The organism is Nonomuraea sp. SYSU D8015, from assembly GCF_008065375.1.
Lineage (GTDB): Bacteria > Actinomycetota > Actinomycetes > Streptosporangiales > Streptosporangiaceae > Nonomuraea.
Map to the genome: position 1 here is coordinate 3,156 of NZ_MU084032.1, position 24,281 is coordinate 27,436.

Consider the following 24,281-nt stretch of genomic DNA (forward strand, 5'->3'; position numbering starts at 1 on the left):
GATCATCAGGCGCCCGTCGTGCAGCACCATCTGGTAGTCCAGCCACACCTGCGGCGTCTGGGAGATCATCCAGCCGAGTTCGCCCAGCTCGCTCCGGAACGCCGGGTCGACCAGATCACCGTCGAGATTGCTGGCGAAGACGACAGGCGCGGTGCGCTGCTCGCCGGGGTGGGCGCGGGCCAGGTCGCGCAGCACCTCGACCCCTGAGTAGCCGGTGTGTGCCAGGTCGGCGTGCAGCCGCGACTGGATCCGCCGGGCCAGCTCGGCGAACGGCAGCCGCTCGGACGCATCCACCTCCAGCAGGATGAGGCTGGTGAAGTCGGCCACCAGGCGCCCGACCGAGGGGTGGAGGTCGTGCCGGTCGAACAGCGGGAGGTTCAGCAGGAAACGGGGCGTGGCGCTCCAGGCGGCGAGCACCTCGGCGTAGGCGGCGGCCAACACGGTGGACGGCGTGAGACCGTGCTCTCGCGCCCGGCCTTCGAGCCGCTCCCAGTCGTCGGCGGGCAGCCAGTGGCTGCGACGTACGAAGCGCGGCCTGGTCACCGACTCGGGCGGCACGGCGAGCGGCAGCTGCGGCCCGCCGGGCAGGTCGGCCAGCCGTTCCTGCCAGTACGCGCGATCCCGTGTACGCGCCTCCGCCCCCAGGACGTCCTGCTCGGCGAGGTAGCGCTGGAAGCTGTAGTCGATGGGCGGCAGCGCGGCGTCCGCGTCGGCGTAGAGCGCGGCCAGCTCGGCGAGCACCATGCGCAGGCTGAGCACGTCGGCGACCAGCAGGTCCAGTTCGAAGTGGAGGCGGGTGGCGCCACCGGGCAGCAGCGACAACCGTACGTCGAACACCTCGCCGCGCTCGGCGTCGAGCAGCCGGTGGGAGAGGGTTTCCCGCAGCTCCAGCAGCGCGCCTTCGGCCTCCGCCGGCCCCAGCGAGGTCAGGTCGTGCACGGTGAGCCGTGACCAGACGGCGGGGTCGCCGGGCGGGAGGGCCTGCTGGGTGCCGTCGTCGAGGAAGCGGGTGCGCAGCTGGGCATGGCGGCGGACCAGGGCGCGCACCGCGCGTTCGAGCCGCTCGGGCGCGACGCCCCGGCCGTCGAACTCGATGTACGCGTGGCAGCCGACGTTGCCCAGCACCTGGCCCTCGCGCCGCCCGATCCAGTACGCGTGTTGCACCGGGGTGAGCGGGAACGGCTCGCCCTCCACCACCTTCACCTCGACGGCCGCGGCGGGCGTGGGCTGCTCCTGGCGGGCGGAGAGCAGCGACCACCAGTGGGCGATGGTGGGCGTCTCGGCCAGCTCGGCGACGTCGACGCGCACCCCCGCGCGCCGCCACCGGCCGACCAGGCGCATCGCCGTGATCGAGTCCATCCCGCAGCGGATCAGGTTGTCGTGGTCACCTATCTCGCCCGGGTCGCGCCGCAGCAGCTCGGCCACGGTGCTACGGATGGTCTCCAGCGTCAGGGGCACGGCCGTGGTCTCCTCAGCGGGTCAGGACGATGATCTCGTTGGTGAGCTTGTGGCCGCGCATCCCCGACTCGGCCTCCAGCTCCTCGATGCCGAAGGTGAACCACTCCTGCTCCACGTACATCCGCTTCACGACCTTGCCGCGGCGGGTGACGGTGAAGCTGGAGGCGTAGCGCATGGTTCCGGGGCCGCCGGGCTCGCCGCGCATCCACACCTCGTAGGTGTGCTCGCCGAGCTGCTCGCGGGCGATCCGGGCCGGCACCATCTCCTGGGGCGAGGACAGCGCCATCAGCTCCATGACGATGGGCGCCCCGGGCGGCATGCGGTCGGCGAGCTTCCTGAACAGCTCCTTGCGGTCGGCCTCGGTCAGGTAGCCCATCATGCCGAAGGCGGTCACGGCGCAGATGCGGTCGGGCAGCTCGGCGTGCTGGGCCAGGGAGGGCAGCACGGTGACGCGGCGCTTGAGGTCCGGGTTGTTCGCCAGTTTGTTGATGAGGGCGATGCGCATGGCGGAGGACGGCTCGGTGGCGATGATCTGCGCGTCGGGCAGCGTCGCGCCGACCACGTGGGTGGCCTGGCCGGTGCCGGCGCCGAGGTCCACCACGGGGCCGTAGGAGGGGTCGACGTTCTCCAGGGCGCCGACGAGGTGGTGGCGGATCTGCTCCCAGTGGGAGTTGGACAGCAGGTCGTAGATCTCGGCGACGTACATGTAGTCGTCGCGGAAGTCCTCGGTGAAGGGGTTGGCCTCGGTCGTGGTCATGGGACTCCTCTGGTGGTCGGGGTGCAGGCGCGCCACGACGGCCCGGACCAGCCGCTCGCGTTCGGGCAGCAGGTAGAAGTGGCCCCCGGGGTACGACAGGACCTCGCAGCCGGCGGTCGTGGCGTCGGCCCAGGCGCGGGCGTCGGCGTCGGTGACGTCGTGGTCGCTCCGGCCGCGGACGGCGGTGATCGGGCAGTCGAGCGGCGGCTCGCCGGCCGGGCGGTAGGTCTCGATCAGCCGGTAGTCGTTGCGGATGATCGGCAGCATGAGCGCCCGCAGCTCGGGGTCGTCGAGCAGGTGGGCGCCGGACCCGCCGAGCCTGGCGAGCTCGGCGCTGAGCGCGCCGTCGTCGCTGAGGTGGACTGTGCCGCCCCGGACGCGGCCGGGCCCCTCGTGGCCGGACACGAACAGGCGCAGGGGCGGGGATGCGTGCCTGCGTCGCAGCTCCAGCGCCACTTCGTAGGCGACGGCGGCGCCCATGCTGTGCCCGAAGAGCGCGTACGGGCGGTCGAGCAGCGGCCCGACGGCGTCGGCGAGCTGCGCGACCAGGCCCGTCATGGTGCTTTCGAACGGGTCGGACAGCCGGTCCTCCCGCCCCGGATACTGGATCGCGACCAGCTCGACGTCCTGGGGCAGCAGCACGGTCCAGGCGCGGTAGCCGCTGGCGGCGCCGCCCGCGTGCGGGAAGCAGAAGAGCCGGGCCGAGGCGTGCGGCCGCGGCGCGAACCGGCGCAGCGCCCGGCTCACGTCAGCTCCTCGATCGGCAGCGGCCTGGGCTCGGGCAGGTCGACCAGGTCCGGCGGGCCGAGCCTGCGGGTCAGGTCCTCCCAGAGCCGGCAGGTGGCCAGGTGGTACTGGCCGGTGCGCATCGTGTCGGCGCTTCCCTCGACGGCCTCGCGCAGCCGCGCCAGGGCGTGGGCCACGCCGCCGGGCCAGACCTCGTCCATGAGGTGCGCGAAGGAGCCCGCCGCGGGCGGGCCGAGGGGGACGGTGGCGGTCAGCGGTGGGGCCGCCGAGCCGTCCAGCACGAGATCGCCCCGTTCGTCGCGGGGCGCGTGCAGGCGCGGGCTCCACAGTACGGGGCCGTGCGTGTCGGCCAGCGTGAGGACTCCGGCGTCGGTGCCGATCGCCACCCGGTGCAGGAAGTGGGCGTGGTTGTCGGGGTCCTTGTGGTGCAGCTGGTTCTGCACGCGCAGGGTGAGCGGCACTCCCGCGAGCGTGCCGTGGAGGCTGCGGAAGGGGGCGCCGGAGGCGGGGAGCGGCGCCGGGTCGGCGAGCGACCACGGCCGGAGCCGTCCCAGCGCCTGGCCGAGGATGTCGATCATGGGGTAGGCCACCTGGACGGCGCAGGCGGCATCGGCGAAGAGCACCTGCCGCCTGGCCAGCAGTGCCCGCGCCGCGGACACGAAGGCCCTGATCGGCTCCAGGTGCACGTAGAACGAGTTGAGCAGGTACGCCGCGCCGGTCCGCCGGGCCTCCCGCAGGCAACGGGCGAGCTCGTCGCCGGTGACCGGCTGCTCCTGCAGTACGTGGACGCCGCGGCGCAGGAACTCCAACGCCAGCTCGGTGCCCGCGCCGCCGAGCGACCCGGCGCGTACCACGACGCAGGCCACGTCCACGTCCACGGGGATCGAGGTGTGCAGCGGCACGCCCCACCGCCGGGCCAGGGCACGGGAGCGGTCGCTGCCCCGGGCCAGGATCCCGGCGGGCTCGAACCCGGGAGCGGCCCGCACCCCTTTGAGGTACACCTGGCCGAAGCCGGTGCCGCAGACCACCACCCGCAGCGTCCGGCTCATAGCGCTCCGGCCTCGAAGTCGGCGCCCGCCTCCACGACCTCCAGGGTTCCGACCTCGGGCAGCCGGCGGGCCGCGGCCACGGCGGCGTCCGGGTCGAGCACGTCGCCGGCATAGTGCGCGCCGGGCGGCAGCGCCCCGGCCAGCAGGGTCCGCACGGCAAGCGCCCCCACCAGGCCGGTCACCCGGTAGGTGTCGCCGGTGCGCAGGACGGCGGTGCGGCTGACCGGCCGGCCCTCGGCGATGCCGTCCATGCGGTAGACCATGAGGTAGTACGGCTCGCGCCCGCTCAGGTCGAGCAGGGAGGCCCGCATGACGGCGTGGGCGGCCTCGGCCAGCTCGGCCTCGCCGGCGGGCTGCCCGGTGCGCAGCCGGGTGAAGGCCATACGGGTCTGGCTGCCGGCGAACACGTTGTACCAGTCCAGCGTGACCAGGCCCAGGTCCTCGGCGAGCCGTTCGGCCTCCCGGCTCAGGAAGGGCTGGAGCGAGACCCGGTCGGGGTAGAAGGGCAACTCGGTGTCCTGGACGGCGCGCAGCACGTGGTCGGCCCTGCGACCGTCCCGCCAGGCCGCCATCCCGGACCCGGACGACCCCCAGACCGCTCCGTCGCGCAGGCTGAGCACAAGATCGGCGGCCGATCCTTCGGGCGCGGCCTCCAGCCCGCCCAGGTGGACGGTGAGCCCGGTCGGTTTGTCGAAGCCCTGCCGGGCCAGCCAGCGCGGCAGCAGTGTGGACAGTCCCGGGTAGATCCCGGCGGACAGCACCGCCGTCCGCCCGAACGCGGGCGGGTCAAGCGCGCTGAGCTGGGCGTGGACCGGGTCGTAGCCGGACACGTCGGCGAAGTCGGCCCCGGCGGACAGGGCGGCCCTGGCGACGCGGTCGCCGAACACGAACGACGGTCCCGCGCAGTTGAGCACGACGTCGCAGCCCCGGCAGAAGACGTCCATGCTCGCCTCGTCGGCGACGTCGACCTGCGCCGCCTCCGCGCCGTGGGCGGTCTCCTCGGCCAGCCGGAGCACCGCCTCCCGCTTGCGGCTGCCCAGGCGCAGCCGCAGCGGCGGCCCTTCCAGCAGCGTCGTGTCGGTCAGCGCGGCGACGGCCGCCCGTCCGGCGGTCCCCGTCGCGCCGATCACTCCGACCAGCGGCTCACTCATCAGTGCTCACTCCTGGGCTCACTCCTGGGCTCCACTCCCGGCCGAGGATGCGGCCGACGGTTTCCACGTGCGGGGGCGACATGCAGGTGAAGTGGTCGCCCGGGATGTCCGCGATCCGCAGCTCGCCCACGCAGACGTCCCGCCAGTACGCGGTCATCTCCTCCGACATCGGCGGCAGGAGCTGCACCAGCCCGCCGTCCCTGAGGAGGGTGATGTCGCCCGCGTACGGGTCGGGGCGGAAGCGGGCGATGGCGCGCAGGTTGTGGCGGAACACCTGGTACATCGTGTCCAGGTAGCCCTGGTCCACGGGGAACCGGCCGGACGGCATGGCGGCGACGATGGCCGCCAGCCGCTCGGCCTGCGGCCGCTCCCCCATGCGGCGGAAGGCCGCGGCGAGGTCGGTGAACCGGTCGTTCAGCGCGGCGATGCCGCCCTCGGGCAGCCGTCCGGTGCCGGCGATGGCCGTTTCCATGGCCGCGGCCATGACCTGGTCGTCCGCCGGGTAGCCGAGCGCCGCCAGGTCCGCGCCGAGCACCCGGGCGAAGGCGTACTCGATGACGAGGTCGTCGTCGACCTCGTACGGCACCCGGTAGGAGCTGATCACGGTGAGGTCGTCCACCGTGACGCCCGCCTCGGTGAGGATCCTGGCCGTCTCGGTGGCGATCAGGCCGCCCATGCAGTAGCCGACCAGCCGCACCCGGTCGATCCCCGCGTCGATCAGCCGTTGCGCGTGCTCGCCGGCCAGGCGCTCGATGAGCCCGTCGGCGTCGAGCCCGGCGTAGCCGCCGGCGTGCCCCGGCTCCAGGCCGAGCAGCCGCAGGCCGGGCGTGGCGGCGGTGAGCGCGGTGACCAGCCCCCGGTACGGGGCCAGCGAGCCGGTCCCCTCGTGCACCAGCACCACCGGGACGCCCTCGCCCTCGTTCAGGGTGATGAGCGGGGAGTACTCGGCCGCCGCGTCGCCCGGCCGGGCGCGCAGGAACGCCGCCATGGCCGCCACCGTGGGGCGGCGCAGCACCTGCCCCAGCACGTCGCCGAAGTCGTGCCCGGCGGCCAGCGGCTCGCGTTCGATCATCTGCCCGACCAGCCGGGCCAGCAGCAGTGAGTCGCCGCCCGAGACGAAGAAGTCGTCGTTGCGGCCGAGCCGCTGGTGGCCGAGCACCTCGCTCCACAGCTTGAGCAGGCGCGCCTCCAGCTCGTCCAGCGGCTCGGCGGCCGGGGCCGGGACGTCGTCCTCGTCCGGCCGCACCGCCCAGCCCAGCAGCCGGGCGCGGTCCACCTTGCCGTTGGCGGTCAGCGGGAGCGCGTCCACCAGCTGCAGGTGCGCGGGCACCATGTACTCCGGCAGCCGTGCCCGCAGGTGCTCGGTCAGCTGCGGCAGGGTCACCGGTGTCCGGTCGCCCTTGAACCTGGCGAGGAAGACGTGCTGGCCGAGGAGGGAGCGGCCCGCGCCGGTGAGGGCCGCGGCCAGGGCGAGCTCGCCTCCGGCCTCCTCGACCAGCCGCGCCCACTGCTCGCGGGTGAGCAGCGTCTGGTCGGCGGCCTGCCGCACGTCGGTGAAGCCCGACAGCTGGTCGGTGAACTCCATGGACACCATCAGCGGCAGGTTCTCCGCCGTGCCCTCGATGAAGGCCAGCCACCCGCCCGGGGCGAGCAGTTCGCGCAGCGCGGCCAGGGCGGCCGCCGCGTCCTTGGCCAGGTGCAGGGCGTTGCCCGCGACGATCAGGTCGAACGAGTTGGGCAGCAGGTCCTGCGCCCGCGGGTCCAGGTTGAGGTCGTACAGGCCGTAACGCACCTGTGGGTAGGCGGCGAAGGCCTCGCGGGCGTCGTTGAGGAAGAACGGCGACACGTCGGTGAACAGGTAGTCCACCTCGACGCCGGCTCCGGCCAGGGCGGGGATGAGGGCGGCGCTGGTGCCGCCGACCCCGGCGCCCACCTCCAGGACCCTCAGCGGCCGGCCGATCGCGGTGACCGCGGCCACGAGCACCTCGTTCAGGTACCGGTTGACGGGGTTGTCGCGGAACGCGGCCTGCGCGGTGTCGGTGGAGGCGCCGGGGAACATGAGCTCCAGCGGATTGCCCTCGCCGCGCAGCAGCTCCGGCAGTACGGCGGCGCTGGCCCGCAGGTAGCCGACCAGGTCGCCGCCGAAGTCGACGGCCGCGGCGCGCTCGTCCAGCTCGGCCAGCCGGGCCTCGAGCGTCTCCGGTGTGACGGCGGCCAGGCCGTGGTAGCGCCCTTCCCCGTCACTCTGGAGCAGGCCGTCGCCGGTCAGCGCGGTGAGCCAGCGGCGCAGGAGCCGCCGGTGCCGGGGCGCGGCCTTCAGCGCGGTGACGATCTCGGCCAGGTCGTGCGCGTCCTGCTCGCCTGCGAACAGCCCGGCGCCCCGCAGGGTGACGGCCATGGCGGCCAGCGCGGCGCGGTCGGCGAGGTCCACGAAGGCGGTCAGCGCGGCCGCGTCCACGGCGGCCCTGCCGTGCTCCGCGGCGGCGAGGCCGGCCTCCGCCACCGCGGCGCGCTCGGTCTCGTCCGCTTGCGCACCCGCCGCCACCTGGGCGAAGGCCACCAGCCTGCGTCGCAGCGCGTCGTCGCCGTCGACCAGCGCGACGGCGGCGGCGACCGCCGGGTGCTCGGCCAGCGCTGCCTCCACGTCACCGAGCTCGATGCGGTGGCCGCGGACCTTGACCTGGGTGTCGATGCGGCCGAGGAACTCGATGTCGCCCGACGGTAGGTAGCGGCCGAAGTCCCCGGTGCGGTAGAGACGGCCGAGCTCGGGATGGACGATGAAACGCTCCGCCGTCCGCTCGGCGTCGCCCAGGTACCCCTGGGCCAGGCCGGCCCCGCCGATGTACAGCTCGCCCGCCACCCATTCCGGGCAGTGGCGCAGCTCGGCGTCCAGGACGTGGAAGCTCTGATTGGCCAGCGGCCTGCCGTACGGGATGCTCCGCCACCCCGCGGGGACCTCGTCGATCGGGTAGGCGATCGACCAGATCGACGCCTCCGTCGCGCCGCCGAGGCTCACCAGCTCCATCAGCGGCAGCCGGGCGCGGATCGCCGCCGGCAGCCCGACCGGGATCCAGTCGCCGGACAGCAGCCCGAGGCGCAGGGTGAACAGCTCGACCGCGGGCGCGGTGTCCAGATAGTGCTCCAGCATCTGGAGTTGGGCGGGCACCGAGTTCCACAGGCTGACGGCGTGCTGGGCGATCAGCTCGGCCCAGTGCGACGGGTCGGCGCGGCGGGCCGGGTCGGGCAGCACGAGCGCGCCACCGACCGCCGGCGGTCCGAAGAGGTCGTAGACCGACAGGTCGAAGCCCAGGTTGGCGAGGCCGAGCACGCGGTCGCCGAACCCGACGTCGAAGCGCCGGTTGATGTCCTGGATCGTGTTGAGCGCGGCCCGGTGGCTGATCATCACGCCCTTGGGCGCCCCGGTGGAGCCGGAGGTGTAGATCACGTACGCCAGGTCGTCCGGTTGGGCCCGGGAGACGGGGGGCGGGTCCTGGACGGGCTCGAGGGCGTCGACCTCGATGACCTTCACGTCCTCGGGCCAGGAGGCGCCCGGTCGGGTGAGCACCTGCCGTACTCCGGCGTCCTCGAGTATGGCCTCCCGCCTGCGGGCGGGCAGGTCGTCGTCCAGCGGCAGATACGCGGCGCCTGCGAGCAGCGTGCCGAGCACCGCGCTGACCTGGGAGGCCGATTTGGGCAGCGCCACCGCGACGATCTGGCCTGTCGCGTCCCCGTCCGCCTGGAGCGCCCGCGCCACGGCGGTCGCCTCGGCCAGCAGCCCGCCGAAGGTGAGGGTCCGCTCCGGGGTGATGACGGCGGAGCGGGTGGGAGCGGCCAGCGCCTGGGCCACCACGGCCTCATGCAGCAGGCCGTCCGGCAGCGGCGCGGCGGTGTCGTTGGCCGCCGCCCTGCGCCGCAGGTGCGAGTCGGGCAGCGGCACGGGCACGTGCTCGTCCCAGGCCTGGCCCGCGGCGAGCCGGTCGAGCAGCGTGGTGAACGCGGCGAAGGCGTCCTCGATCATGCCGTCGGGGAAGACGCCGGACCGGACGTCCCAGTTGATCACGAGCATGCCGCGCTGCTCGATGGCCTGGCAGTCGAGCCAGACCTGCGGGGTCTGGCTGAGCCCGGCGACCGGGGGCGCGGCCAGCAGGCTGCCGGCCGGCGGGGCCCCCGCGTCCTGGTCCAGCCCGATCGTGCTGGTGTAGACGACAGGCATGAGGGCCGCCGCCCGGCCTTTCCGCCTGGCCAGCTCGCGCAGCACCTCCACGCCCGAGCAGGAGCGGTGGTCCAGGTCCGTCATGAGCCTGCCCTGCAGCTCCCGCGCCCGCTCGGCGAACCCGGCCGCGCGCGGCGCGGGCTCCACGGCCAGCAGGCTGAGTGAGGTGAAGTCGCCCACCAGCGCGTCGACCTGCGGGTGCAGCGGCAGCCGGTTGAGCAGCGTGAGGTTGAGCGTGAAGGCGGGGCTCCGGCTCCATCTGCCGACGACCTCGGCGTAGGCGGCCAGCACTGCCGCCGACGGGGTGAGGTTCTCCCGTACGGCCCGCTCGCGCAGGGCCGCCCAGCGCTCCGGGTCGATCGTGACGTGGTGGCGTTCGAAGCCCGCACCCGCCTCCTGACCGGCCTCCTGACCGGCGCGGGGCAGGTCGGGGGCGGGAGGCAGCTCGTCGATGCGCTGCCACCAGTAATCGCGGTCGCGCTCGTACCGGTCCGCACCCGCCTGCCGGGCCGACCGCTCGGCCATCACGTAGTCGCGGAAGGTCAGGTCCGGTTCGGGCAGCTCGCGGGCCGGGTCGCGGTAGAGCTCGTCGAGCTCGGTGAGGAGCCGCTGGATGCTGAGGTAGTCGGCGATCAGCAGGTCGATGGAGACGTGCAGCAGGTGGCGGTCATCGCCGGCGCGGGTCACCCGCAGGTCGAACAGCGGCCACTGGTCGGTGCGGTACACCCGCTGCGACAGCTCGGCCCTCACCTCCTCGGGGTCGCCGGCGACCGGGACGCGCTGACGCGGGACCTCGGGCAGGACCTGCTGGTATCCGTCGGGGTGGATGACGGCGCGGAGCATGTCGTGCCGCTGGATCAGCCGGTTCCAGGCGTTCTCCAGCCGGGTCACGTCCAGCCCGGTGACGGCCAGCTCCATGTATCCGTGGCAGGCGACCTCGCCGTAGTCGAAGGCGTCGTTCCTGCCCAGCAGGTACGCGGCCTGGACGTCGGTCAGCGGGAACGGCTCGTACCGCGCGGCCGGGTCGGGGCGCACCTCCGGCAGCCCGGACTCCCGCCGCAGGTGCTGGAGGATGCCGGCCTTGTGCGCCCGCAGGTCGGCCAGCCGCTCCGCGGTCATGACGCCTGCCGGGGCCCGGTACCTCAGTTGATCACCTTCGTGCCAGAGGCGTACGCCGAGGCCGTGTAACTGGGCGATGAGCTGGGTGGGGGTGGTCATGGACCGCCTTCCTCCGACCGAATGGAAAGGATTGTGATAATCATTCCCTTTGGGACACTAAGGACGGTCAGGACGCATCGTCAAGGGCTTGCATAAAGTATGAAAACGGTTATCGTTTGCTTCTGTGTCGGTTTCGCTGGTAGTGCGAACGGTGGAGGTTCCTGACCCGGGCGACCTCATCTCCCGGATCCCCCATTCCTCAGGTCTGGCCTGGGTACGGCGCGGCGAAGGGCTCGTCGGCTGGGGCGAGGCCGCGCGCCTGCCCGTACCGCCGGGAGCGGACCGCTTCGTGTGGGCCCGCGAGCGCGTCGCGGACCTCTTCGGCCGGATGGACGTGGAGGACCACGTCGGAGAGCCCGGCTCCGGGCCGGTGGCCTTCTGCACGTTCACCTTCGACCCCCACGCGGCGGGATCGGTCCTGATCGTGCCCTCGACGATCCTGGCCCGCCGGAACGGACGGGCGTGGACGACGACGGTCGGCGTTCCCCCGCCGTCACCCGTCACCCCCGTCCGGCCGCCGTCCGGGGTCACCTACGAGGACGACTACGCCGGCGCCGTGGACTGGATGCGCTGCGTCGAGAAGGCTTTGTCCGTGCTCGGCAGCGGCCGGCTCGGCAAGGTCGTGCTCGCCCGGTCGATCGGGGCCTTCGCCGCCGAGCCCATCGACGCCCGGGCTCTGCTGCTCCGGCTCGCCGGCCGCTTCCCGGGCTGCTACGCCTTCGCCGTCGACGGGCTGGTGGGCGCCACCCCCGAGCTGCTGCTCCGCCGCACCCACGACCGGGTGGAATCCCTCGTCCTGGCAGGCACCACGCGACGCGGCCGCGACGAGGAGGAGGACGTCGGCCTCGCCGCGGCGCTCAGCTCATCGGCCAAGGACCGGTCGGAGCACGCCTACGCCGTCGACTCCGTGCGCGCCGCGCTCCAGGACCTGTGCATCGGCCTGCGCGCCGACCCCGAGCCGCACGTGCTCCCCCTCGCCAACGTCCAGCACCTGGCGACCTCCATCGCGGGCAGGCTGCGGGCCCACCACAGCATCCTGGACGTCACCGCGGCCCTCCACCCCACCCCCGCCGTGTGCGGCAGCCCCGCGGAAACCGCGATGGACCTCATCCGCGAGCTGGAGCCCACCGGGCGGGCACGGTACGCCGGCCCGGTGGGGTGGCTCGACGGCGCGGGCAACGGCGAGCTCGGCATAGCCCTGCGGTGCGCCGAGGTGAGCGGTCACCAGGCGCGCCTGTACGCCGGATGCGGCATCGTCGCCGGATCCGATCCCGCCGCCGAACTGGCCGAGACCCGGCTGAAGTTCGAGGCCATGCAGCACGCCATCGGCGCCGATCCCCCGTTAGGAACCCCATGAACGACGAGGCCACGCGTCTCCTCACGACCTTGATCTCCCCGTGGACGACCCGCGCGATCTGCACGGCCACCCGGCTCGGCGTGTTCGACGCGCTGGCCGACGGACCCCGGTCGAGCGACGAGCTCGCCCGCACGCTGGGCCTCCAGACCGAGCCGCTGGCCCGGCTGCTGCGCCTGCTCGCCGCCCTGGGCCTGCTGGAACGGCGGGCCGGCGCGGCGTACAGCCTGTCCCCCTCCGGCGAGCTGCTGCGCACCGGCGTCGAGGGCTCGCTGCGCGGCCTGGCCGTCCTGTACGGCGAGGACTACTTCGCCCGCGCCTGGGAGCACCTCGACGAGGCCCTGCGCACCGGCGCCCCAGCCTTCGAGCTGGCCTTCGGCACCTCCGTCTTCGACCACCTGGCCGCCCACCCCGCCGCCGCCGCGATCTACAACGAGGGCATGGCCGCCACCGCGGACTTCATGCGGGCGATCCCGAAGGTGTGCGACCTGTCAGGCGTGCGCACCTTCGTCGACGTCGGGGGCGGCAACGGCGCGCTGCTCGCGGTCCTGCTCCAGGCCGCGCCCGACGCCCGCGGCGTCCTGCTCGACCTGCCGGACGTCGCCGCCGCCGGCTCCACCCGCCTCTCCGCCCTGGGCCTGACCGGGAGATATGAGGCGGTGGCCGGGGATTTCTTCGCCGGCGTCCCATCGGGCGGCGACCTCTACACGCTGTCCCGCACCCTTCACAATTGGGACGACGCCCAGTGCCAGACCATCCTCGGCAACTGCGCCGCCGCCATGCCGTCCGGCGCGCGGTTGTTCGTCATCGAGCGGATGATCCCCGCCCACCGCGACCCCACTCTCGCTCTCGCCTTCGACCTCCACATGTTCGTCATGACCAACGGCCGCGAGCGGACCGAGGACGAGTACGCCGAGTTGCTCGCCAAGGCCGGGCTGATCCCCGGCGAGCCGGTCAACCTGCCGATCGGGCTGACTCTGCTGCCCGCACGCAAGCCGTAAGCGCCCCGGTGGCACGCGTGAGAGAGCCCTCGTGGGCCGTGCGCCTGCTGCTGTGACCGGCGTCGTCCTGGGGTGCGCAACCCGACCCCGGGCCGCTCGGCTTGCCGGCCCGGGGTCGGACACGAGGATCAGCGGGCTGGGGCCACGGCGATGTGCGGGCGTCCCGTGATGGGGTGGGGGCCCACGTGGGCGCGTACGCCGAAGATCTCCTCGATGAAGGCGGGCGTCAGCACCTCCAGGGGCGGACCCTGCCCGGCGACCCGGCCGTCGCGCAGGACGACGACCCGGTCGGCGTACGCGGCGGCCTGGTCGAGGTCGTGCAGGGCAGCCAGCAAGGTCAGTCCGAGGGAACGGATCAGCTCCAGCAACAGCAGCTGCGATCCCACGTCCAGGTGATTGGTGGGTTCGTCGAGCACCAGCAGCGGCGCCTGCTGTGTCAGCGCGCGGGCGAGCAGGACGCGTTGCCGTTCGCCGCCCGACAGGGTGGTCATCAGCCGGTCGGCGGCCCACCCCATGCCGACCCTTTCGAGAGACGTGGCGACCATCGCGCGGTCGGTCTCGTTTTCCCGGTCGAGCGGCCGTTTGTGGCTGTGGCGGCCGGTCGCGACGACCTCGGCCACGGACAGTCCGTCGGCGACCTGGTTGTGCTGCGGGAGCACGGCGCGGTGGCGGGCGGCCTGGCGGGGCCGCATTCTCCACAGGTCCTGCCCGTCCAGCCGGACCACGCCGCCCGATGGGCGCAGCGATCGGTAGACGGTACGCAGCAGCGTGGACTTGCCGCTGCCGTTGGGGCCGACGAGCGCGACGAACTCGCCGGGCCCGGCGGTTACGTCGACGTCGTCGATGATGGGTCGCGCGTCGATGACGGCGCTGACTCCGGCGAGGTCAAGCCGCATCGGCGCCTCCCCGAGCGCGGCGGCGCAGCAGCCACAGGAAGAACGGCACGCCGAGCCCGGTGGTGAAGATGCCCACCGGCAGCTCGTTGGGCCGGTCGGCGATCCGGGCGGCCAGGTCCACCAGCACGAGGAACAGCGCCCCGGCCAGCAGGGACACCGGCAGCACCCGACGATGGTCGGCGCCGACGACGAACCTGGCCATGTGCGGGATCATCAGCCCGATGAACCCGATGCCGCCGACGACGCTGACCACTGTGGCCGTGAGAAGCGACCCGGCCACCAGCAGCCCGACCCGCAGCGTCGCCACCGGCACCCCGATGGCGATGGCCGCCTCCTCGCCGGCCAGGAGCGCGTTGAGCGCACGGGCCTGCAGCGCCAGCCAGAGCATGCAGACGACGATGAGCACGGCGGGCACGCCCAGGTCCTGCCAGGAGGCGCCGGCCACGCTGCCCATCAGCCAGAACATCATGCCCTGCAACTCGTTCGGGTTGAGCTGGAGCTGGACGAACGTGGTGGCCGCCGTGCACAGGTAGCCGACGGCGACCCCGGTCAGCACCAGCCAGGAGTCCAGCAGTCGGCCCGCCCGCTGAGCCAGGAGGTAGACCAGCAGCGCCGACACCATGGCGGCGGCGAACGCGGCGCCGGTGACGCCGAGCGTCCCTGCCAGCATGGTGCTGCCGATGGCGGGAACCAGCACGGCCCCGAGTGACGCGGCCGAGGACACCCCGAGGACGTAGGGGTCGGCGAGCGGGTTGCGTACCAGGGCCTGCAGGGCGACCCCGGCCACCGACAGACCTGCTCCGGCGAGCGCGGCCAGCAGCGCCCGCGGGGTGCGGATCTCCCAGACGACCTGGCCGAGCAGCGGATCCGCCTGCGCGCCACGCCCGGACAGATGCGCCCAGACCACACCCCAGACCTGGCCGAGAGGCAGGTTGACGGAGCCGACGGAAATGCCCACCACCAGGGCTGCGACCAGCCCGGCGGCCAGGGCCGCCAGCAGCACCCCCGTCGCCGGTCCGGAGATCAGATGAGGGCGCCGGGACGGCGCTGGTCTGGTCCGCGGTGGCGCGGTGAGGGTGTCAGTCACCGGGGTGCACCACCTTGGACATCTTCTCCACGGCCCAGGCGTTGAGCGGGCCGAGATAGACGCCGTCGGAGACCACCGTGTACGTCTTCGTCTTCGAGGCGGCCCAGTGCGGATACGCGGCGAACAGCTTGGCCGCCTCCTCCTCGCCCTTCTCGCCGGGCGTGAACAGGCCGACCGCCAGCACGTCCACCTGGGCGGTTGCCAGTTGCTCCCGGTTGAGGGTGCGAGTGGCGTCGGCGGTCTGGCCGGCGAAGGCGTTGACGCCGCCCGCGGCCTTGATGACGTCGTCGTAGATGCCGCCGGTCATCACGGCGGGCAGGCCGTTGGCGTTCATCATGGCCATGCCGGGATAAGCGATGAGCACCTTCTTGGCCGGCCGGCCCGCGACCCGCATCCGCACGGCCTCGATGCGGGCGCGCAGCTTGCCCACGAGATCCACCGCGCGGTGCTGGACGTCGAAGATCCGCCCCAGCAGAAGGAGGAACTCCAGGGAGGAGTTGATCGACTGGTTCTGGTAGGCGCGTTGCTCCTCCGGCGTGGCCTCGGGCTTGCCCATGGCGCAGTTGACCGGGTTGACCAGCGACGTGATGCCCGCCGCGGCGAGCTGCTCGCGGGTGGCGAAGCCCTTCTTGGCGTCGAACCCGCCCGACCACGTGGACACCACCAGGTCGGGCTTGAGCTTGAGCACCTGCTCGGCGGGGACGTCGAAGTTCTTGTTCATGGTCAGCCCGCCGGTGGGCAGCGCCTTGATCTTGGCGATCATGGATGGGTCGTCGGAGACGCCGTAGCTCTGGGCGTTGGCCAGGACGTGCTTCTCCAGGCCGAGGAGGACGAAGCTCTCCACCTCCCCGACGCTGGTGCCGTTGAGGATCAGCACGCGCTGCGGCGGCCGCTGGAAGGTGACGTTCGTGCCGCAGTTGTCGAAGGTCAGGGGGTAGCTGGTCCGGCCGGCGGGCGCGGCGGCGGTGGCGGACGGCTCACGGGACGAGCCGGCGGCGTCACCGCAACCGGCGGCGGTCAAGGCCGCGAGCGCGGACAGCGCGGCGGCCAGAGGGCGACGCAAACGACTAGGTCTCATCGGAATGTGTTCTCCACGGGTTCGAAGTCTGAAGGCGCGCCTGCGCCGACCACGGTGATGGCCGGCGCGGCGACGACCGGCTTGTCGTCAGTGGAACCGCAGCGGGCGACGGTGATCGTGTTCAGCGCATGCCGCGAGGGCGCCCGGTCCAGGGAGCGCGTCTCAGGGCGCGGCGAGGCCGTGGGCATGCGGCAAAGGCCCGGCGGCGCGGCCGGCGGCCGTGGCGCGGGGGCCGGCTCGGACGGCCGGCGCACGATCAGCGGATCAGACGGCCAGTGCGGTTCCGGCCTGCCCGCGAGGAGGTCCGCGCCGTACGAGGGCATGTCTCAGAAAGAGCCGGATGCACGCGGTCTCGTCCTCGCCCACGTGCGCGATCGCCCGCGGCCCGGGGGAGGTCCATCCGGCCGCCATGAACAGCAGGACCAGCAGCGGGCGCAGCACCCGGCCGGCCAGCTGCCGCACCAGTGTGCACAGACCCGCCTCGACCCACCGCAACCACACGGAGGTCAGCAGCACGGCCGCCGCGTGCATGAGCAGCATCCCCGAGCTCGTGGAGCCCGCCTGGTCCAGCTGGCTCATGTCCATGCCCGGCGTGTGCACATGGTGCGCCATCGTCGGCCGGTCGGCGTTCGGAGTGAGCAGGACGTGCAGGATGACCTGCGACAAGGCCGTCGCGGGCAGGATGGAGCCCAGGCTGCGTTCGCGTCCGGTCAACGCCAGCGCGGGCGGCAGGAGAAGCAGAAATCCCTTCAGGGCCTGCGCCGGATCGAAGGAGCCCCCACCGGCGAGGTGTCCGAGCACGGCCAGGGCGGCGCACGTGGCGGCGAAGCTCGCCGCGCGCACCCACCGCACCACCGAGAACGGACCCATACCGAAAAGATCCTCCCACACCACGGCCGAGGCCTGGAGATCGCTTGTGAGGGAGATACGCAGCCTGCGCGTGCTCGGTTCAGCTCACCGCTTCCGCTAGGCACCGCGCCCACCACGTGGCACCATGGCCGCGTGCATGCTGGTCGGCCCCTGTTGCGGGCGATGCGTTCCGCGGTGTTCGCGGCAGTGTGCGTGCTGGTCTCGGCTGCATTGCACGCGTTCGCCGGAGGCGAGCCGGTCCGCCCGGGCACGTCGCTCGGCGCGCTGGCGCTGGCCTGGACGGGCGCGTTCCTGCTCGGCGGCCGCCAGCGAGGCATGGACGCGCTGCTCGGGGCGTGTTTCGCCACGCAGTACGGCATGCACCACCTGTTCAGCGTGGGGGCCCCGGTTCCTGCGCATGAGCACGGAACCGGCCTGGGCATGCTGCTGGTGCACGCCATGACGGCGCTCCTGTCGGCCTGGTGGCTGGAGCGGGGCGAGTCGGCTCTGGCCACCCTGCTGCATCTGGCCGTCGCCTCCATCGGCCGCTGGTGGAGCGCCCTGCTGATCCTGGCGGGTGGGTTGGTGGAGGTGGACCTCCACGGCCGCCGACCGTCGTGGGACGGTCGCGTGCCCTTCCCGCAAGCCCTGGTCGCGGCGGTGATCTCCCGGCGGGGCCCACCCTCGCGTTTCTCCCTCATCTGATCTGGTTCCCCGGCCGCGGCCTGCCGTGCCGCCGCCTCTTCCGCCGCCGTGCCCTGCGGCGGGACCCGAGTCCCCTTGTGAGTGGAGAAACGCCCCATGACCTCTACCGTCGACGTCACCGAGCAAACCCGCCCACCGTCTCCTGAGCGCCCGGCCTCCTGGGCGGCGCTGCGCCCGCTGGTGTTGCGACTGCACTTCTACGCAGGCGTCCTCATCGCCCCCTTCCTGCTCGTCGCCGCCACCACCGGCCTGCTGTACGCCGCCTCGTTCCAGATCGAGCAGGTCATCTACCAGCACGAGCTCACCGCGCCCGCCGGCCGGACCGCCCTCCCCCTGAGCCGGCAGATCGAGGCGGCCCGCGCGGCACAGCCCGCGGGCACGGTCATGGCGGTACGGCCCGCCGCCGAGCCGGGCCAGACCACGCGCGTGCTCATGGACCAGCCGGGACTGCCCGAAAGCACGCAGCTGGCCGTCTTCGTCGACCCCCACACCGGCCAGGTACGCGGCACGCTGGAGAGCTACGGCAGCTCCGGCGCGCTGCCCGTCCGAGCCTGGATCTCCCACCTCCACCGCCATCTGCACCTGGGCGAGCCGGGACGCGTCTACAGTGAGCTGGCCGCCAGCTGGCTGTGGGTCGTGGCGCTCGGCGGCCTGGCTCTGTGGATCACCCGTCGCCGCCGCAACCGGCGCCACCTCGTCATGCCCGACCGCGCCGCCCGCGGGCCCCGCCGCACGCTGTCCTGGCACGGCTCGGTCGGCCTGTGGGCGGTGCTGGGCCTGCTGTTCCTGTCCGCGACCGGCCTGACCTGGTCGAAGTACGCCGGTGAGAACGTCGACGAGCTCCGCTCGGCGCTCGCCTGGACGACCCCGTCGATCACTACTTCGGGCGGCGACCACGCCGCGCACACGGGCGCGGGAGGGCACCATGCCGCCACGGCCGACGTCGGCGTGGACCGCGTCGCCCAGGCCGCCGCCGGCAAGGGCCTGTCCGGTCCGCTGGAGATCGTGTGGCCCGGCGAGCCCGGCGAGCCCTACCTGGTCAAGGAGATCGACAAGACCGCGCCCACCCGGTTGGACCAGGTCGCCGTGGACGCCGCCACCGGACAGGTGACCGCCGAGCTGCGCTTCGCCGACTACCCGCTTGCCGCCAAGCTGACCCGCTGGGGCATCGACGGGCACATGGGCCTGCTGTTCGGCCTGGCCAACCAGGTCCTGCTGGCCGCGCTGGCCGTCGGTCTGATCACCTTGATCGTGCTCGGTTACCGCATGTGGTGGCGCCGCCGGCCCACCCGCGGCTTCGGCAAGCCGTACCCGCCTGGCCGGTGGCGGCAGGTGCACTGGGCCCTGCTGGCGCCGCTCGGACTGCTCGCCATCGCCGTGGGGGTCTTCCTGCCGCTGATGGGCATCTCGCTGGCCGCGTTCCTGCTGATCGACGCTCTGCTCGCGTATCTCCGGCAGCGGCGCCCAGCGGTCCGTCCCGGCGAAGAGTGAGCTCGACGACACCGCTCGACGGATTGTCCGCATGCGTCGCCTGCCGAAGATCGGGCTTCGGGAGGCGCCCCGTAAGCTGGAGTGTGTGGCTCCAGTGCTGACCCTGCTCGACGGCGTCCGCTGGCGAGGCGCGCGCGTGATCGGCGACCGGGCGCAGACCCTGCTGGCGGTCCTCGCGCTGCACGGACGAGCAGGCGCCGGTGACCGGCAGTTGATCGAGGAGCTGTGGCGTGACGAGCCGCCGGCCAACCCCACGAAGGCGTTGCAGGTGGTGGTCTCCCGGACCCGGGCCGCGACCTGCGCCGACGCCGTGGTGCGGACGGCACGCGGCTACCGGCTCGGGCTTGCGGACGAGCAGGTGGACGCACTCCTGCTCGGCGATCTGGTGCGGCGGGCGCGTGGAGCGCTGGGCGAGGGCGAAGCCGCCGTCGCCCAGCGTCTCGCCGAAGAGGCGATGGGCCTGGCAGCGAACGGGCCGGCGACGTCCACCGGCCCGATGGCCGACCTGGTGGCCGTCGCCGCCGGGCACCTGGCCGAGGCGCGCCACGTCATGGCACTCGCGCGAAGCCGAAGCGGCGACCACACGGGCGCGCTGCCCCTGCTGGAGGAGGCCGCCGCCGCACGGCCGTACGACGAAGAACTGCTCGCCTGCCTGCTGCGCAGCGAGGCCGCGGTGCGCGGCGCGGGCGCGGCGCTGGAACGCTACGAGCGATACCGCGCCGGCCTGGCCGAGCGCCTCGGCACAGATCCCGGGCCCGCGCTCGCCCGCGTACACGCCGAACTGCTGGCCGCAGATCGGCCGGTGCGCGCGGGCATCCTGTTCGACGGCTCCTCACTGCTCGGCCGCGACGACGACGTCCGCGCGATCCAGGCCTTGTTACAGGACAACCGGGTGCTCTCCATCGTCGGTCCGGGTGGACTGGGCAAGACGCGGCTGGCGCACGTCGCCGGCCGGAACGCCGCGCAACCCATCGCCCACTTCGTCGAGCTCGTCGGCGTCTCCTCGCCCGAGGGCGTGGTCGGCGAGGTCGGCTCGGCGCTCGGGGTTCGCGACTCGGTCAGCGGGCGGCGCGTCCTCACCCCCGAACAACGCGCCGACGTCCGCGCCCGGATCGCCCAGCACCTCAACCAGGCGCCGGCGCTGCTCATCCTGGACAACTGTGAGCACGTGATCGAGGCCGTCGCCGACCTGGTCTCCTTCCTGACCGCGACCACCCGTGACCTGCGGGTGCTCACGACCTCCCGCGCGCCCTTGTCGATCCCCGCCGAGCGGGTCTACCTTCTCGGCGAGCTGAGGCCGGGCGACGCTGTGGAGCTGTTCCGGCAGCGCGCCGTGGCCACACGCCCGGACGTGCGGATCGATGAAGAGGCGGCCGCCGAGATCGTCACCCGGCTCGACGGGCTGCCGCTCGCGATCGAGCTGGCCGCGGCCAAGGTGCGAGTGATGTCCGTGGAGGAGATCGCGCGGCGCTTGGCGGACCGGTTCGCCCTGCTGCGCGGCGGGAATCGCAGCGCTCCCGACCGGCACCAGACGCTCCTCGCGGTCATCGACTGGTCGTGGAACCTGTTGAACGAGCCGGAACGGCGGGCCCTGCGCCGGCTCTCGCTCTTCGGTGACGGCTTCACGCTGGCCGCCGCCGAGCACGTGCTGGGGGCCCACGCTCTGCATGCCGTGCAGGCGCTGACCGAGCAGTCCCTGATGAGCGTCCGGGAGACCCGGTACGGCCTTCGCTACCGGATGCTGGAGACCGTCAGGGAGTTCGGCCGGATGCGGCTGGTGGAGGCCGGCGAGGAAGAGACGGCACGGGCGGCGCAACGGGCTTGGGCAACGGATTACGCCCTGGAGAACGGCGCGGTGATGTTCGGCCCTTCCCAGTTCGCGGCCGCCGACGCGCTGCGGGCCGAGGAGGGCAACCTGGCCGAGCTGCTCCGCCAGGCGCTCGGTGAGCCCGACCCGGCCACGGTGGTCCAGCTGCTGGCCGGGATCGGTGCGCTGTGGACCATCCGCGGCGACCACCTCCGGATCATCGTCCTCAGGGACGCGATCACGCAGGCGGTCACCGACTGGTATCCGCCGCCGGAGCTCGAGGACGTGACCCGGCTGACCCTGCTGGTCGCTCTCATGAACATCATGATCATCACGGACAGCCGCGATGAGGGACTGCGCGCCCTGCTCAGCAAGCTGCCCGTCCGTGACACGACGGACCCCCGCATCGCGGCGATGGCCATGGTGTTGCTCGCATCCGACCCATCGCGAGGCGGCGATTCCCACCACCGGCTCTCGGAACTGTCCAGGAGCGCCGACCGTGAAGTGGCGCTGATGGCGGCGCAGATGAGCTCCCACATCCTGGAGAACGCGGGAGACCTGGCAGGGGCGGTCGCGGCGGCCGAGCGGGGTCTGACACTGGTACGCGAGGACGACGGACCGTGGCTCGCGGCGATCCTGCATGCCGTGCTGGCTCACCTGATCATGCAGCTCGACGACCGCCGGCGGGCGGTCGGCCACGCACGGACCGCCCTTCCGGCTCTGAGCCGGCTCGGCGCCACGGACGACGCGATTCAGCTGCGGTCGGTGCTGGTGTTCGCCGCGCTCGCCGAAGGCGACCATGCCACCGCGGAGGCCGAGCTCATGGAGATCTCTCGGATCAACGACGGCGATGCGGTCCTCGGCGGGCTGGCGATCGTGCCCCTGTGCGCCGCCGAACTCGCCCTCGCCCGCGGCCGGACGGCAGACGCCCTGGCGGAATACCGCGTGGCCGTCGAGCGGGCGCGTGACCTGCGCCTGCCCGGGTTGCCGTACACAGGATTCGAGCCGTGGGTGGTCACCGCGGAGGCACTCGCCCTGACGGCGTACGCCTACCACGCCGGGCCGGCGGACCTCCCGTACGGTGAGGCGTTGTTCCACTCGTGCGCCAAGGACATGCTGTCCGAGGGAAGCCCTTTCCGCGACTACCCGGTGTGGGGATCGATGCTTTTCGCGCTCGGCGTCTGGGGGCTGCTGCGCGGTGCCCTGGAGCCCGGCGACGCGGTCAGGTTGCTGGTGCTGGCCGAGCGTTTCTCCTACAACCACATGCCCAGCATGTCCTTCGAGCGGATCGAACCGTACGCCGAAAGGGCCGCGCCCGGGATGATCGCCGCCGTGCGCGCCGAGTACGGCGATCGGCGGGGCGCGGACCTTCTCGACGAGGCCCGCGGGCTCGTCGAGAAGGTGTCACATGTGCCGCTTGTAGCTGCGCACCGACAGCGGCGCGAAGATCGCGATGACGACCAGGCAGGCCACGAGCGTCCAGACCGCCGCTCCGCTGACGAGACCGCTGTTGGCCAGGTCGCGAGCGGCCGTGACCAGGTGTGAGACCGGGTTGATCTGGACAAAACTGGCAAGCCAGTTGGGCAGGGTCTCGACCGGGACGAACGCGTTGGACAGGAACGTCAGCGGGAACAGGATCATCATGGAGATGCCCTGCACGGCCTGGGCGCTCCGGGCGATCGTGCCGACCCAGGTGAAGACCCACGCCAGCGACCAGCCGGTGAAGATCGCCAGCAGGATCGCGGCGAGCACGCCGGCCGCTCCCCCGCCGGGCCGGTAGCCCATCAGCAGGCCCATGCCGAAGGTCAGGGTCGCCGCGATCGCGTACCGCAGCAGGTCGGCCACCATCGGACCGGCCAGCGGCGCGATCCGGGCGATCGGCAGCGACTTGAACCGGTCGAAAACCCCCTTCTCCATGTCCTCGCGTAGTTGCGTCCCCGTGGCCATGCACGTGGTCAGCACGGTCTGGGCGAGGATGCCCGGAATCATCAGCGGCAGGTAGCTCTCCACGTCACCGGCGATGGCGCCGCCGAAGATGTAGGCGAACATCGCGGTGAACAGGAGGGGCTGCAGCGCCACGTCGAAGAACTGCTCCGGGTTGCGGCGCATCTTCTTGAGAGCCCGCCACGCCATCGTCAGGGTCTGGCTGAGCGTCTCGCCCATGGAGACATGCCGCCGGGCGGCCGCCACGCGGTCCGCCGCGCGCACGGTTTCGCGGGCAGGTGCGATCGTGGTGCTCATCGGTTCTCCTTAGCTTCGGTCTCGTCGTCACCGCCGGTCTCGTCGTCACCGCCGGTCTCCTGGCCGGTGAGGGCGAGGAACACCTCGTCCAGGCTGGGCTTGGCCACGCTCACCGAGGTGATCGCGACCCCGGCGGTCCGCAGCGCGATCAGCACGTCTGCTGCCAGGTCGGCCTGGTCGAGGGCGACGTTGAGCCGGCCCTGCTCCGGGCTGAGCACCGGTTCGCAGCCGAGGACACGCCGGACGACCTCCACCGCGGCGGGCACCTCGCCCGGGTCGGCGAGCAGCAGTTGAAGGGTGGAGTCGCCGACCGCGGTCTTCAGCTGGTCAGGGGTTCCTTCGGCCACCTTGCGGCCGTGGTCGATGACGGCGATCCGATCGGCGAGCTGGTCGGCCTCGTCGAGGTACTGCGTGGTCAGCAGCACCGTGCAGCCGTCGGCGACCAGGCCGCGGATGGTCTCCCACATCTGGCCGCGGGTACGCGGATCGAGACCTGTGGTCGGCTCGTCCAGAAAGATCAGCGGTGGTTTGCTGATCAAGCTGGCTGCCAGGTCGAGGCGTCGCCGCATGCCGCCGGAGAACTGCGCGATCGGCTTGTTCGCGGCCTCTTCCAGGCCGAACCGGCCGAGCAGCTCGGCGGAGATCCGCCGGGCGCGCGCGGAGGCGATCCCTTGCAGCCGGGCGAAGAGCCAGAGGTTCTCGCGCGCGGTGAGGTTCTCGTCGACCGACGCGTACTGTCCGGTGACGCCGACCAGCTGCCGGATCACGTGCGGGTTGCCGGCCACGTCGACACCGAAGATCTCGGCACGGCCGGCGTCGATCTTCAGCAGGGTCGCCAGCATGCGTAGCGTGGTGGTCTTGCCGGCACCGTTCGGCCCGAGGACGCCGAAAATCTCACCAGGGCGCACAGCCAGGTCGATCCCGTCGACGGCACGCTGGTCACCGAACGTCTTCACCAACGCCTCGGCACGGACGGCGAGGTCGCTTCCCCCGGAGAGGGCGAGCCGATCTCCGGTGCTGACATGTTCTGTGATGCTCATGGCATTCACAGTCGGCGGCGGCGGTTTCATGATGCCCTCGCCCTGGTTTCACGAAGTCGGCGCTGGTTTCACCATCCACCCGGCCTTATGCCGTTGCTGTCCGGGAGGGGCGGATGGTCTGGCCGGGGGTGAGGGTCGG

Annotated in this window: 15 protein-coding genes and 1 pseudogene; 5 read left to right on the top strand and 11 right to left on the bottom strand. The window is 72.7% G+C overall.

The annotated features are described in order from the left end of the window. From ID574_RS00010 to ID574_RS00025, 5 genes are all read right to left on the bottom strand, one after another. The coding region (locus ID574_RS00010; RefSeq protein WP_223166221.1) for a condensation domain-containing protein at nt 1–1,458 on the bottom strand (1,458 nt) is incomplete at its 3' end. Between the two features lie 13 nt (nt 1,459–1,471). Next, nucleotides 1,472–2,962 (bottom strand): alpha/beta fold hydrolase, encoded by a 1,491-nt coding sequence (locus ID574_RS59275; protein WP_223166222.1) that lies wholly within the window; start codon nt 2,960–2,962, stop codon nt 1,472–1,474. Continuing rightward, on the bottom strand, nt 2,959–4,011 hold the full coding sequence (locus ID574_RS59280; RefSeq protein ID WP_223166223.1) for a Gfo/Idh/MocA family oxidoreductase: 1,053 nt from the start codon (nt 4,009–4,011) through the stop codon (nt 2,959–2,961). Before ID574_RS59280 ends, ID574_RS59275 begins: the two co-directional genes overlap by 4 nt. Beyond that, on the bottom strand, nt 4,008–5,162 hold the full coding sequence (locus ID574_RS00020; protein ID WP_188186661.1) for a saccharopine dehydrogenase NADP-binding domain-containing protein: 1,155 nt from the start codon (nt 5,160–5,162) through the stop codon (nt 4,008–4,010). Before ID574_RS00020 ends, ID574_RS59280 begins: the two co-directional genes overlap by 4 nt. Further along, complete coding sequence (locus tag ID574_RS00025; protein ID WP_188186662.1) at nt 5,155–10,593, bottom strand: non-ribosomal peptide synthetase; 5,439 nt, start codon at nt 10,591–10,593, stop codon at nt 5,155–5,157. Before ID574_RS00025 ends, ID574_RS00020 begins: the two co-directional genes overlap by 8 nt. 151 nt (nt 10,594–10,744) lie before the next feature. Between ID574_RS00025 and ID574_RS00030 the strand changes: the two genes are divergently transcribed. Both ID574_RS00030 and ID574_RS00035 read left to right on the top strand, forming a co-directional pair. Beyond that, complete coding sequence (locus ID574_RS00030; RefSeq protein WP_336245478.1) at nt 10,745–11,950, top strand: isochorismate synthase; 1,206 nt, start codon at nt 10,745–10,747, stop codon at nt 11,948–11,950. After that, on the top strand, nt 11,947–12,948 hold the full coding sequence (locus tag ID574_RS00035; protein WP_188186663.1) for a methyltransferase: 1,002 nt from the start codon (nt 11,947–11,949) through the stop codon (nt 12,946–12,948). The genes ID574_RS00030 and ID574_RS00035 overlap by 4 nt, the downstream gene beginning before the upstream one ends. Before the next feature lie 128 nt (nt 12,949–13,076). On the opposite strand, the gene ID574_RS00040 is transcribed toward ID574_RS00035, so the two are convergent. From ID574_RS00040 to ID574_RS00055, 4 genes are all read right to left on the bottom strand, one after another. Next, a complete protein-coding gene (locus ID574_RS00040; RefSeq protein WP_188186664.1) occupies nt 13,077–13,844 on the bottom strand; it encodes an ABC transporter ATP-binding protein in 768 nt (255 codons plus the stop codon). Continuing rightward, complete coding sequence (locus ID574_RS00045) at nt 13,834–14,931, bottom strand: FecCD family ABC transporter permease (RefSeq protein WP_188186665.1); 1,098 nt, start codon at nt 14,929–14,931, stop codon at nt 13,834–13,836. The genes ID574_RS00040 and ID574_RS00045 overlap by 11 nt, the downstream gene beginning before the upstream one ends. Further along, the gene (locus ID574_RS00050; RefSeq protein WP_223166224.1) at nt 14,924–15,994 is read right to left on the bottom strand and encodes an ABC transporter substrate-binding protein; all 1,071 of its coding nucleotides are present in this window, start codon (nt 15,992–15,994) and stop codon (nt 14,924–14,926) included. Before ID574_RS00050 ends, ID574_RS00045 begins: the two co-directional genes overlap by 8 nt. Nucleotides 15,995–16,273: 279 nt before the next feature. Further along, nucleotides 16,274–16,879, bottom strand: coding sequence for a hypothetical protein (locus ID574_RS00055; protein ID WP_188186667.1), 606 nt, complete (start codon nt 16,877–16,879; stop codon nt 16,274–16,276). A gap of 132 nt (nt 16,880–17,011) precedes the next feature. Between ID574_RS00055 and ID574_RS00060 the strand changes: the two genes are divergently transcribed. The 3 genes and pseudogenes from ID574_RS00060 to ID574_RS59285 form a co-directional block, all read left to right on the top strand. Continuing rightward, nucleotides 17,012–17,563, top strand: coding sequence for a hypothetical protein (locus ID574_RS00060; protein WP_188186668.1), 552 nt, complete (start codon nt 17,012–17,014; stop codon nt 17,561–17,563). Nucleotides 17,564–17,659: 96 nt separating this feature from the next. After that, on the top strand, nt 17,660–19,054 hold the full coding sequence (locus ID574_RS00065) for a PepSY-associated TM helix domain-containing protein (protein WP_188186669.1): 1,395 nt from the start codon (nt 17,660–17,662) through the stop codon (nt 19,052–19,054). Between the two features lie 31 nt (nt 19,055–19,085). Continuing rightward, a pseudogene (locus tag ID574_RS59285) lies at nt 19,086–20,603 on the top strand (ATP-binding protein); the annotation flags it as partial. A 1,662-nt stretch (nt 20,604–22,265) separates the two neighbouring features. Here the strand turns inward: ID574_RS59285 and ID574_RS00075 are convergent. Both ID574_RS00075 and ID574_RS00080 read right to left on the bottom strand, forming a co-directional pair. Continuing rightward, complete coding sequence (locus ID574_RS00075) at nt 22,266–23,102, bottom strand: ABC transporter permease (protein WP_188186670.1); 837 nt, start codon at nt 23,100–23,102, stop codon at nt 22,266–22,268. Next, the gene (locus tag ID574_RS00080) at nt 23,099–24,142 is read right to left on the bottom strand and encodes an ATP-binding cassette domain-containing protein (protein WP_188186671.1); all 1,044 of its coding nucleotides are present in this window, start codon (nt 24,140–24,142) and stop codon (nt 23,099–23,101) included. Before ID574_RS00080 ends, ID574_RS00075 begins: the two co-directional genes overlap by 4 nt. Nucleotides 24,143–24,281 lie beyond the last annotated feature (139 nt).